The following is a 12,148-nucleotide window of genomic DNA, read 5'->3' on the forward strand; positions in this document are numbered from 1 at the left end:
AAGAGAATAAACGTGGCAAAAAACATTCAAGCCATTCGCGGCATGAACGATTATCTGCCTGCCGATACCGCGATCTGGCAGCGCATTGAAGGCAGCCTGAAGAGCGTGCTCGGTAGCTACGGTTACAGTGAAATTCGTTTGCCGATTGTAGAGCAGACCCCGTTATTCAAACGCGCAATCGGTGAAGTGACCGACGTGGTTGAGAAAGAGATGTATACCTTTGAAGACCGCAATGGCGATAGCCTGACGCTGCGTCCTGAGGGTACTGCGGGCTGTGTACGCGCCGGCATCGAGCATGGTCTTCTGTACAATCAGGAACAGCGTTTGTGGTACATCGGGCCGATGTTCCGCCACGAACGTCCGCAAAAAGGGCGTTATCGCCAGTTCCATCAGTTGGGTGCCGAAGTCTTTGGTCTGCAAGGCCCGGACATTGACGCTGAGCTTATCATGCTGACCGCACGCTGGTGGCGCGAGCTGGGTATTTTTGACCACGTGCGTCTTGAACTGAATTCCATCGGTTCGCTGGATGCCCGTGCTAAATACCGCGAAGCGCTGGTGGCTTACCTGGAGCAGTACCAGGATAAGCTGGATGAAGATTGCAAGCGCCGGATGTACACCAACCCGCTGCGTGTGCTGGACTCCAAAAACCCTGACGTTCAGGCATTGCTGAATGATGCGCCTGCGCTGGGTGATTATCTGGACGAGGATTCTAAAGCTCACTTTGCCGGACTCTGTGCTTTCCTTGATGCGGCAGGTATCAGCTATACCGTCAATCAGCGTCTGGTTCGTGGTCTCGATTATTACAACCGTACTGTTTTTGAGTGGGTCACCAGCAGTCTTGGCTCACAAGGAACAGTATGTGCCGGTGGCCGCTATGACGGGCTTGTGGAGCAACTCGGTGGTCGCGCGACCCCGGCTGTTGGCTTCGCGATGGGCCTTGAGCGACTTGTTTTATTAGTTCAGGCAGTTAATCCGGAATTTAAAGCAGAATCTGTTGTCGATATATACCTGGTAGCGTCAGGCGAGAATACGCAGTCTGCTGCAATGCAGCTGGCTGAAAAGGTACGCGATGCGTTTCCTGGTATTAAGCTGATGACTAACCACGGCGGTGGGAATTTTAAAAAGCAGTTTGCCCGTGCCGATAAGTGGGGCGCTAAGCTTGCACTGGTGCTGGGTGAATCTGAAATCGCCGACGGCAACGTTGTTGTGAAGGATTTACGCTCTGGTGAGCAAAATACGGTAACGCAGGACAGCGTTGCGGCGCATTTGCGCACACTACTGGGCTAATCTCCCCGGTGAATTATCGTTAAGGAGAAGGACTGCGTGGAAATTTACGAGAACGAAAACGACCAGGTAGACGCAATTAAGCGCTTCTTTGCTGAGAATGGCAAAGCGCTGGCCGTTGGGGTTATTTTAGGTGTCGGGGCGTTGGTTGGCTGGCGTTACTGGACGAGTCATCAAACCGAATCAGCGCAATCGTCTTCTGCGACGTATGAACGGGTTGTTTCTGCTTTAAAGGCAGACAAACCTGAAACGCTGGCGTCAGCCGAGAAGTTTGCTGCGGAAAATAAAAACACCTACGGTGCGCTGGCATCACTTGAACTGGCGCAACAGTTTGTTGATCGTAATGAACTGGAGAAAGCTGCTGCCCAGTTGCAGCAAGGGCTTGCCGCCACCAGTGATGAAAATCTTAAAGGTATGATTAATATTCGTCTTGCCCGTATCCAGGTCCAGCTCAAGCAGCAGGATGTGGCGCTGAAAACGCTGGATAGCGTGAAAGGTGAAGGCTGGGCGGCGATTGTTGCCGATCTGCGCGGCGAAGCGCTGCTGAGCAAAGGCGACAAACAAGGTGCGCGCACCGCGTGGGAAAGTGGCGTTAAAAATAATGCTTCCCCGGCGTTGAGTGAAATGATGCAGATGAAAATCAATAATTTGTCCATCTAAGAGGGACCCGATGCAATTGCGTAAATTACTTCTGCCTGGGCTGCTGTCCGTCACCTTATTGAGCGGTTGTTCCCTGTTTAGCGGCGAAGAAGATGTTGTGAAAATGTCTCCTCTGCCGACGGTTGAAAACCAGTTTACCCCGACCACTGCCTGGAGCACCTCGGTAGGAAATGGTATCGGTGAGTTCTACTCCAATTTGCACCCGGCGCTGGATAGTGGGGTGGTATATGCCGCCGATCGTCATGGCACGGTGAAAGCGGTTAGCGAAAGCGATGGCAAAGAAGTGTGGTCGGTAAGCCTCGCGGAAAAATCCGGCTGGTTCTCAACCAGCCCGGCATTGCTCTCCGGTGGGGTGACGGTTGCAGGCGCGCATGTCTATGTGGGCAGCGAAAAAGCGAAAGTTTATGCCCTCAACACCAGCGATGGTGCGGTGGCATGGACGGCAACCGTTGCGGGTGAAGCCTTGTCCCGCCCGGTCGTCAGCGACGGTCTGGTATTGATCCACACCAGCAACGGTCAGTTGCAGGCGCTGGATGAGAGCACGGGCGCTATCAAATGGACCGTTAACCTTGATATGCCATCCCTCTCTCTGCGCGGTGAATCTGCACCGGCCACGGCTTATGGCGCAGCCATTGTCGGTGGCGATAACGGTCGCGTAAGCGCGGTTCTGATGCAGCAGGGGCAGCTGATTTGGCAGCAACGTATTTCTCAGGCCACTGGCCCGACTGAAATCGATCGCCTGAGCGATGTCGATACCACGCCGGTAATCGTCAACGGTGTCGTTTATGCGCTGGCTTACAATGGCAACCTGACAGCGATGGATCTGCGTAGCGGCCAGGTGATGTGGAAACGTGAACTGGGTTCAGTGAGCGATTTCATTGTTGATGGCAACCGCATCTATATGATCGATCAGAATGACCGAGTGCTGGCGCTGACCACCGATGGCGGCGTAACCCTGTGGACACAGAGCGATCTGTTGCACCGCAACCTGACGTCGCCGGTGTTGTACAATGGTTATATCGTTACCGGTGACAGTGAAGGCTATATGCACTGGATCAACGTTGAAGATGGGCATTTTGTGGCACAGCAAAAAGTGGACAGCTCCGGTTTCCTGACCGATCCTGTTGTTGCTGATGGCAAACTGCTCATCCAGGCGAAAGACGGTACACTGTACGCTATTACGCGCTAATTCAGGCGTAGTCAGTCACTCGTCCGAAGACGGCTCCTGTTGCAGGGGCCGTTTTACTGTTTTTAAAGCGTCGCCTGTTGTGCGGCGTTCCTGGTTTTGAATTCAAAGTAATGAGGCTTTAACATGATACCTGTGGTCGCGCTGGTCGGGCGCCCTAACGTTGGAAAATCCACGCTTTTTAACCGTTTAACACGCACCCGTGATGCGCTGGTAGCGGATTTTCCGGGGCTGACCCGTGACCGTAAGTACGGTCGTGCAGAAGTCGAAGGTCGTGAGTTTATCTGTATCGACACGGGCGGTATTGACGGCACCGAAGACGGTGTGGAAACCCGTATGGCGGCACAATCGCTGCTGGCGATTGAAGAGGCTGACGTTGTGCTGTTTATGGTGGATGCGCGTGCGGGCCTGATGCCTGCCGATGTAGCCATTGCTAAACATCTGCGTTCCCGCGAAAAACCCACTTTCCTGGTGGCGAATAAAACCGATGGCCTCGATCCCGATCAGGCGATTATCGATTTCTATTCACTGGGCTTAGGGGAAATTCATCCGATTGCGGCTTCCCATGGCCGTGGCGTACTGAGTCTGCTGGAGCATGTGCTGCTGCCGTGGATGGATGAACTCGACCCGAAAGAAGAAGTGGATGAAGAGGCTGAGTACTGGGCGCAGTTTGAAGCCGAGCAGAATGGCGGTGAAGTTGAAGAAGAGGAAGATACCTTCAATCCGCAGGATCTGCCGATCAAGCTGGCGATTGTTGGTCGTCCTAACGTCGGTAAGTCCACACTAACTAACCGTATTCTTGGTGAAGATCGTGTAGTGGTGTACGACATGCCGGGCACCACCCGCGACAGCATCTATATCCCGATGCAGCGTGATGAGCGTGAATACGTGCTTATCGATACTGCGGGTGTGCGTAAGCGTGGCAAGATTACTGAAGCGGTCGAAAAATTCTCGGTTATCAAAACGTTGCAGGCGATTGAAGACGCCAACGTCGTGATGCTGGTTATCGATGCGCGTGAGGGTATCTCCGATCAGGATCTCTCCCTGCTGGGCTTTATCCTCAATAGTGGGCGCTCACTGGTGATTGTGGTCAACAAGTGGGATGGCCTGAGCAACGAAGTGCGTGAGCAGGTAAAAGAGACCCTCGACTTCCGTCTGGGCTTTATTGATTTTGCCCGCGTGCACTTTATCTCTGCGCTGCACGGTAGCGGCGTAGGCAACCTGTTTGAGTCCGTGCGTGAAGCCTACGACAGCTCGACCCGTCGCGTAAGCACGGCGATGCTGACCCGTATCATGAGCATGGCCGAAGAAGATCACCAGCCGCCGCTGGTGCGCGGTCGTCGCGTGAAGCTGAAATATGCCCATGCCGGTGGTTACAACCCGCCGATCGTGGTTATCCACGGCAACCAGGTGAAAGATCTGCCAGATTCTTACAAGCGTTATCTGATGAACTACTTCCGTAAATCGCTGGACGTAATGGGTACGCCAATACGTATCCAGTTCAAGGAAGGTGAGAACCCGTTTGCCAACAAACGTAACACCCTCACGCCGAACCAGATGCGTAAGCGTAAGCGTTTGATCAAGCACATCAAAAAGAGTAAGTAAGCGATAACACCCGGCGGCGAAGCTTGCCGGGTTATGCTTCGGGAGGATATGTATGGAACTTAAATGCCCAACCTGCCATAACCCGCTCGAACTGGTTGGCACGCATGCGCACTGCTTTGGTTGCGATAAAGATTATCCGCTCAATGCGCTGTGCCCTGATTGCCATCAGCCGCTTGAGATCCTCAAAGCCTGCGGCGCAGTGGATTACTTCTGCGAGCATGGTCATGGACTGATTTCAAAAAAACGGGTGGAGTTTGTACCGCTCTGAAATAAAAATGCCGCACTCAGATGCGGCATTTTTTTCAGGCTTTTTTCGCCGGAATAATATTTTTCACTTCGCTTTCCAGCCAGCCATCCTTCACCCGCGTGGTCAGCATGTCGCCTTTATGCACCTGGGCGGTCTGTTTCAGTACTTTCCCGTCGCTGGCCGTTGTCACACTGTAGCCACGGGAGAGCGTCGCCAGCGGGCTCACGGCTTCAAGATGCGTGATGGCTGTTCCAAAGCGCTCGCGCGTCTGGCTCATACGCGACTGAATAGCCTGGGCTAAACGAAATTCAAGCTGCTGAACACGGCTCTGGGCACGATGGATTTTTGGCTGCGGATTTTGTGTATTCAGCCGCTGAGTTAAACGCTGCTGGCGAACGGACGCCTGACGGAACTGGCTATCCAGCGCATTACGCATTCTTTGCTGCAAACGTTCAAGAATGGTTTGCTGGCGGGCCAGTCGCAGCTGCGGGTGCTGTTGCTGCAAGCGATGGTGTAGCTGGGTAAAGCGACGCGTACGGTTTGCCAGGTAAAAGTCCATTGCCATCTCCAGCCGCTGTTGCGCTGACTGGATCTGGCACACCAGTTCGGCCTGGTTGCGACTGACGATCTCGGCGGCAGCGGAGGGGGTTGGCGCGCGAATATCAGCCACAAAATCAGCAATGGTGACGTCTGTTTCATGGCCGACGGCACTGACGACCGGAATGGCGCTGGCAAAAATAGCCCGCGCAACGCGTTCGTCGTTAAAACTCCATAAATCTTCCAGCGAACCGCCGCCACGCCCGACGATCAATACATCACACTCCTGACGGAGGTTGGCAAGTTCAATGGTGCGAACGATTTGCCCTGGTGCGTCATCGCCCTGAACCGGAGTGGGGTAGATAACGACCGGCAGTGACGGGTCACGGCGTTTGAGTACGTGCAGAATGTCGTGCAGGGCAGCGCCGGTTTTTGAGGTAATCACGCCAATGCAGCTGGCAGGCGAGGGAAGAGGCTGCTTAAACTGCTGATCAAACAGGCCTTCAGCGGAAAGGGCAGCTTTGAGCTGCTCATACTTTTGCTGCAATAAGCCTTCGCCCGCAGGCTGCATGCTCTCAACGATAATCTGGTAATCGCCACGCGGGTCATACAGCGTTACGGAGGCGCGCACCAGCACCTGTTGGCCGTGCTGAGGGCGAAACGTCACCCGACGATTGCTGTTACGGAACATGGCGCCGCGCACCTGGGCGGTGTCATCTTTCAGGGTGAAGTACCAGTGGCCGGAGGAGGGCTGGGAGAAATTGGAAATTTCGCCGGTTATCCATACCTGACCCATTTCGCGTTCCAGCAGGCTACGAACCGTTTGATTGAGGCGGCTTACGGTAAATATTGAGGGGCTTTGCGAAGGCGACATGTGAGCTGGATCAAATTCTAAATCAGCAGGTTATTCAGTCGATAGTAACCCGCAGGGAGATGAGCGCAAGTATTTTTTGCAAAAAAATGTGGAAGCAATCGGTTACGCTCTGTATAATGCCACGGCAATATTTAACCACCCCCAGGTCAGAGATATTGCCCATGCTACGTATCGCTAAAGAAGCCCTGACGTTTGACGACGTCCTCCTCGTTCCCGCTCACTCAACCGTTCTGCCGAATACTGCCGATCTGAGTACTCAGCTTACCAAATCCATTCGCCTGAACATTCCTATGCTCTCCGCAGCTATGGACACTGTCACGGAAGCACGCCTGGCTATCGCCCTGGCGCAGGAAGGCGGCATTGGCTTTATTCACAAAAACATGTCTATCGAGCGCCAGGCTGAAGAAGTTAAGCGCGTGAAGAAACATGAGTCCGGTATTGTTACCGATCCTCAGACCGTGCTGCCGACCACCACCCTGCGTGAAGTGAAGGAACTGACCGAACGTAACGGTTTCGCTGGCTACCCGGTGGTGACTGAAGATAACGAACTGGTGGGTATCATTACCGGCCGTGACGTGCGTTTCGTGACTGACCTGAACCAGCCGGTAAGTGTTTACATGACGCCGAAAGAGCGTCTGGTAACCGTGCGTGAAGGCGAAACCCGTGATGTGGTCTTCGCGAAGATGCATGAAAAACGTGTTGAGAAAGCGCTGGTTGTGGATGAAAGCTTCCATCTGCGCGGCATGATCACCGTTAAAGACTTCCAGAAAGCAGAACGTAAACCGAACGCCTGTAAAGATGAGCATGGCCGTCTGCGAGTAGGTGCGGCGGTTGGCGCTGGTGCCGGTAACGAAGAGCGTGTTGACGCGCTGGTTGCCGCAGGCGTTGACGTGCTGCTGATCGACTCCTCACACGGTCACTCCGAAGGCGTTCTGCAACGTATTCGCGAAACCCGCGCTAAATACCCGGACCTGCAAATCATCGGCGGTAACGTCGCAACCGGTTCCGGCGCACGTGCGCTGGCAGAAGCCGGTTGCAGCGCAGTAAAAGTAGGTATCGGCCCTGGCTCTATCTGTACCACCCGTATTGTTACCGGCGTGGGTGTTCCGCAGATCACCGCCGTTTCTGACGCGGTTGAAGCGCTGGAAGGCACCGGTATTCCGGTTATCGCCGATGGTGGTATTCGCTTCTCAGGCGACATCGCCAAAGCCATCGCGGCAGGCGCTGCTGCGGTCATGGTCGGTTCCATGCTGGCAGGTACTGAAGAATCTCCGGGTGAAATCGAACTGTTCCAGGGGCGTTCTTACAAATCCTACCGTGGTATGGGTTCCCTGGGCGCGATGTCCAAAGGCTCTTCTGACCGTTACTTCCAGACCGATAACGCCGCAGACAAGCTGGTGCCGGAAGGTATCGAAGGCCGCGTGGCCTATAAAGGCTACCTGAAAGAGATCATTCACCAGCAAATGGGCGGCCTGCGTTCCTGTATGGGTCTGACCGGCTGTGGTACTATCGACCTGCTGCGTACTCAGGCGGAATTTGTACGTATCAGCGGTGCGGGCATCCAGGAAAGCCACGTCCACGATGTGACCATCACCAAGGAATCCCCGAACTACCGTATGGGCTCCTGATCCGTTTCCACGCCCGGCTACACGCCGGGCGATTTTGTTTCACTTGCCTCGGAATTAGCGTCAATGACGGAAAACATTCATAAACATCGCATTCTTATCCTGGATTTCGGCTCCCAGTACACGCAATTAGTGGCCCGCCGTGTGCGTGAGCTCGGCGTTTACTGCGAACTGTGGGCATGGGATGTCACCGAAGCGCAGATCCGCGAATTCAACCCAAGCGGTATCATTCTGTCCGGCGGCCCGGAAAGCACCACCGAAGACAACAGCCCGCGCGCGCCGCAATACGTCTTTGAAGCCGGTGTTCCGGTATTTGGCGTGTGCTACGGCATGCAGACCATGGCAATGCAGCTTGGCGGCCATGTTGAAGGCTCCAGCGAGCGTGAGTTTGGCTATGCGCAGGTTGAAGTTCAGACCGACAGCGCGCTGGTGCGTGGTATCGAAGATGCCCTGACCGCCGACGGTAAAGCACTACTGGACGTGTGGATGAGCCATGGCGACAAAGTGACGGCGATCCCGTCTGACTTCGTGACCGTTGCCAGCACCGAGACCTGCCCGTTCGCCATTATGGCTAATGAAGAGAAACGCTTCTACGGCGTGCAGTTCCACCCGGAAGTGACGCACACCCGCCAGGGACTGCGCATGCTGGAGCGTTTCGTTATCGATATCTGCCAGTGTGAAGCTCTGTGGACCCCGGCGAAAATTATCGATGACGCCATTGAGCGTATTCGTGCGCAGGTTGGCGACGACAAAGTGATCCTCGGCCTCTCCGGCGGCGTGGACTCCTCCGTTACCGCAATGCTGCTGCACCGTGCTATCGGTAAAAACCTGACCTGCGTCTTCGTCGATAACGGCCTGCTGCGTCTGAACGAAGCAGAGCAGGTAATGGACATGTTCGGCGACCATTTCGGTCTCAACATCATCCACGTTGAAGGCGAATCCCGCTTCCTGTCTGAACTGGCAGGCGAAAACGATCCGGAAGCCAAACGTAAAATCATCGGTCGCGTATTCGTTGAGATCTTCGACGAAGAAGCGCTGAAGCTGGAAGACGTGAAGTGGCTGGCGCAGGGAACGATTTACCCTGACGTGATCGAATCTGCCGCTTCCGCCACCGGTAAAGCACACGTTATCAAATCTCACCACAACGTGGGCGGCCTGCCGAAAGAGATGAAGATGGGTCTGGTTGAACCGCTGCGTGAGCTGTTCAAAGACGAAGTGCGCAAAATCGGTCTGGAGCTGGGCCTGCCGTACAACATGCTCTACCGTCACCCGTTCCCGGGTCCGGGTCTCGGCGTGCGCGTGCTGGGCGAAGTGAAGAAAGAGTACTGCGACCTGCTGCGCCGTGCCGATGCTATCTTCATCGAAGAGCTGCATAAAGCCGACCTGTACAACAAAGTCAGCCAGGCCTTCACCGTCTTCCTGCCGGTACGTTCCGTTGGCGTAATGGGCGATGGCCGTAAGTACGACTGGGTTGTCTCCCTGCGCGCTGTTGAAACCATCGACTTTATGACCGCGCACTGGGCGCAACTGCCGTACGATTTCCTCGGCCGTGTCTCCAACCGCATCATCAACGAAGTCGATGGCATCTCCCGCGTGGTGTATGACATCAGCGGTAAGCCGCCAGCGACGATTGAGTGGGAATGATTTAACGTCTCAGCCTGCACGTAAAAGCAGTAAAGTACCTCTAAGCCCGCGTAACTGCGGGTTTTTTTGTTTTTGTGTCTGGCACTTTCTGGCAGTTGCAGTGTAAGCATCCCTGAAATCCGCACCATTCACATTTAGATATCTTCCGACATACTGAACATGCCCTTTAATGTCCACTCATCTCCGAAACGCAGGTAATCAGATGGGGGATTGTTGATGGTCTAAATTAGGTCTATATTAAAACCAATCATAGCCCATGACTATCAGGTAGACGCTCATGAAAATAGAGACAATCAGCTACGTTAAAAAAAACGCAGCAACGCTTGATCTGTCAGAACCCATCCTGGTCACCCAAAATGGTGTGCCTGCTTATGTCATAGAGTCCTATGAACAGCAGCAGGAAAGGGAAAATGCCATTGCCTTGCTGAAGTTGCTTACTCTGTCAGAGAAAGATAAAGCTGAAGGGCGCGTGTTCTCAAAAGACCAACTGCTGGATGGCCTTGCGGATTAAACGTCGAGCACTCAACGCTAAGGGACTTCTATGGAACAGCAGGTGACCTTTGAGTACACGCTTACGGTAAAACACTGTATCGACACAATAGCGGTTTTTTTGCGTCGTGTTGAAGTTGAGCCACGTCCGGTTATCGCAGATATACTCACGCAGTTTGAGAGTACCGTTGGTCAGTTCCCTCTGGGATGCCAGATTTGCCCTGAACTGCTGAAAATTGGCTGTGCAAAGTACCGGGAGTTTAATCACGCTGAAGGCTACCGGGTTTTGTATTCCGTAGACGGAACCTTAGTGACCGCGCATGCAATCCTGGCACATCGGCAGGACATCCAGCAGCTGCTGTTTAAGCGTCTGATCATCGCCTGATAACCCGAGCAGTTTGCAAATGCCAATTGTCTGGCAGTGATGCGGGTCTAAGATGGCTGGATGTAACTTATATGTAATTAATAGTTTACAGCCTCAGCTTATCATTCTTACGGCGTTAAAAACGACATTATATCGGGGGAGGTATGCTAAGCAACGTATACGGCAGTAAATAATAGATGTAGTAATATCAAATGCAATTATTTAGTTATGGCGATAATTATTTTACTAGTGAGGCTGGCTTTTTTATTAAAGATATGATAATAATAAAAATTATGACCTTCAGAAAATAATATTGCTAATTTTGGTAATGTAAGTGGTCATGTTATTTTATGTTAGATTTATAAGGTGGATTTTTAATATGCTGCAGGTAAGGTTTTTATTGTGAATAATGTATATGGTGCATTCAATATTGCAAGCTGTGATAGATTTTTGACATCATCAAATGGTGTGGAATGAAAGTGTTGAATATATCTCTGATATTTTGGCCATTCTTTTATATATCGACTTCCGCCGTGAACTAATTCGTTGCGAAGATCAAATAGCCAAGAAGATTTTTCTGAAAATTTAGGATCAATTCCTAATGCTTTAACTCCGGATAGAATAGATTGTTCAACAGACCCTCTTTTTCCAAATAAAGCGTCCAATACTACAAAATAATTAATATATGCTTCAATATCATCTGAGTTCATGCCTCGGTTTAAAAAGTGAGCACATTTTTCAATTCTGTCTTTGCTTTGTAAGCTACAAGTTGATAATCGATTATACCAATTTTTTATTTCTGTTATTTCATCGGGGCCAATTGGTATTTGAGATTCGTAGAATGGAGTTAATGACCCAATACCACTTCTGGTTATGTTTTGATCTGTGCTGTCACGGTGAGGAAATTGGATACAGAAATCTGCTGATTGAGCCATGGATTTATGATATGGATATTTTTCTCTTTTTGATGCGCTCGAGAAAAGGATAGAAATAAATTTTCTAAATTTTAAAGAACTGCTAAGTTTTGTTCCTTCTTGTGTTCCATTTTCTTCTGAAACCAATAGGCATGTAAATTCGTTTTGAGGCATAAATGCACGATCTTGTCTCCCACTAATTAATGGATTTTCTGGTGTCCATCCATTAAATAAAAAACCTTCGTCAATTAATGTCTTCCAATATTTTCTATCGTCTTTAGCTATTGCATGTATTGAATCTTCAATTAAATAGAAGCTGGTTATTTGAAATCTTGGTACTAAATATATAGTGCATCTTCTACAAATTAAGATATTTATATTTTCCTCTATAGCTGAAAGAATAGTTTTCGCGTATTGTGTAACAGGAAGTATTCGGCATTCGAATAGTGATCTTTTTTTTGAAAAAAATACGGAATTTGTATCGAAAATGTCACTATTAATGCATATTTCTTGCAGGGTTTTTATTATCGTTTTTGAACATGTTTCTGGGTCGCAATCTTTAAAATAAGGAAATTCTTTAATAATGAGATTGACCAAGGATTCTCGAACATTAAACATATCTTTATCATACCACCAAGTTAGGGAAGGTGCGATTTAATCGGTGGGGTTCAGTGGAGTCCTTATCTGTATTAGCCTTACCTTAGCTGAGCTGTATGATC

At 51.3% G+C, this 12,148-nt stretch carries 11 protein-coding genes; 9 read left to right on the forward strand and 2 right to left on the reverse strand.

Annotation, left to right across the window (positions count from 1 at the left end; translation table 11 throughout):
- Window positions 1–12 precede the first annotated feature (12 nt).
- The 5 genes from hisS (at window position 13) to ACSZO4_RS03610 (ending at window position 5,003) form a co-directional block, all read left to right on the forward strand.
- Window positions 13–1,287, forward strand: coding sequence for a histidine--tRNA ligase (gene hisS, locus ACSZO4_RS03590; RefSeq protein ID WP_437887477.1), 1,275 nt, complete (start codon window positions 13–15; stop codon window positions 1,285–1,287).
- Between the two features lie 36 nt (window positions 1,288–1,323).
- Window positions 1,324–1,944 (forward strand): YfgM family protein, encoded by a 621-nt coding sequence (locus ACSZO4_RS03595; RefSeq protein ID WP_437887478.1) that lies wholly within the window; start codon window positions 1,324–1,326, stop codon window positions 1,942–1,944.
- A 10-nt stretch (window positions 1,945–1,954) separates the two neighbouring features.
- Window positions 1,955–3,133: an outer membrane protein assembly factor BamB gene (gene bamB, locus ACSZO4_RS03600; RefSeq protein ID WP_437887479.1), complete on the forward strand. Its 1,179-nt coding sequence runs from the start codon at window positions 1,955–1,957 to the stop codon at window positions 3,131–3,133.
- Between the two features lie 123 nt (window positions 3,134–3,256).
- On the forward strand, window positions 3,257–4,735 hold the full coding sequence (der, locus tag ACSZO4_RS03605; RefSeq protein ID WP_437887480.1) for a ribosome biogenesis GTPase Der: 1,479 nt from the start codon (window positions 3,257–3,259) through the stop codon (window positions 4,733–4,735).
- A 52-nt stretch (window positions 4,736–4,787) separates the two neighbouring features.
- Window positions 4,788–5,003: a zinc ribbon domain-containing protein gene (locus ACSZO4_RS03610; protein WP_437887481.1), complete on the forward strand. Its 216-nt coding sequence runs from the start codon at window positions 4,788–4,790 to the stop codon at window positions 5,001–5,003.
- A 34-nt stretch (window positions 5,004–5,037) separates the two neighbouring features.
- Here ACSZO4_RS03610 and xseA read toward each other — a convergent pair whose 3' ends face one another.
- On the reverse strand, window positions 5,038–6,393 hold the full coding sequence (gene xseA / locus ACSZO4_RS03615) for an exodeoxyribonuclease VII large subunit (RefSeq protein WP_437887482.1): 1,356 nt from the start codon (window positions 6,391–6,393) through the stop codon (window positions 5,038–5,040).
- 161 nt (window positions 6,394–6,554) lie between these two features.
- Here xseA and guaB point away from each other — a divergent pair, with 161 nt between their 5' ends.
- The 4 genes from guaB (at window position 6,555) to ACSZO4_RS03635 (ending at window position 10,536) form a co-directional block, all read left to right on the forward strand.
- Entirely contained in the window at window positions 6,555–8,021 is a 1,467-nt protein-coding gene (guaB, locus tag ACSZO4_RS03620) for an IMP dehydrogenase (protein WP_437887483.1), read from the forward strand.
- Between the two features lie 63 nt (window positions 8,022–8,084).
- Window positions 8,085–9,662 carry a glutamine-hydrolyzing GMP synthase gene (guaA, locus tag ACSZO4_RS03625; protein WP_437887484.1) on the forward strand — a complete coding sequence of 526 codons (1,578 nt, stop codon included), beginning with the start codon at window positions 8,085–8,087 and terminating at the stop codon, window positions 9,660–9,662.
- A gap of 277 nt (window positions 9,663–9,939) precedes the next feature.
- Window positions 9,940–10,173, forward strand: coding sequence for a type II toxin-antitoxin system Phd/YefM family antitoxin (locus ACSZO4_RS03630; protein ID WP_437887485.1), 234 nt, complete (start codon window positions 9,940–9,942; stop codon window positions 10,171–10,173).
- Between the two features lie 30 nt (window positions 10,174–10,203).
- A complete protein-coding gene (locus ACSZO4_RS03635; protein ID WP_437887486.1) occupies window positions 10,204–10,536 on the forward strand; it encodes a type II toxin-antitoxin system RelE/ParE family toxin in 333 nt (110 codons plus the stop codon).
- 353 nt (window positions 10,537–10,889) lie between these two features.
- Here ACSZO4_RS03635 and ACSZO4_RS03640 read toward each other — a convergent pair whose 3' ends face one another.
- Window positions 10,890–12,047: a hypothetical protein gene (locus ACSZO4_RS03640; protein ID WP_437887487.1), complete on the reverse strand. Its 1,158-nt coding sequence runs from the start codon at window positions 12,045–12,047 to the stop codon at window positions 10,890–10,892.
- Between the last annotated feature and the right edge of the window lie 101 nt (window positions 12,048–12,148).

The organism is Phytobacter sp. V91 (assembly GCF_965644225.1).
Lineage (GTDB): Bacteria > Pseudomonadota > Gammaproteobacteria > Enterobacterales > Enterobacteriaceae > CBFFRJ01.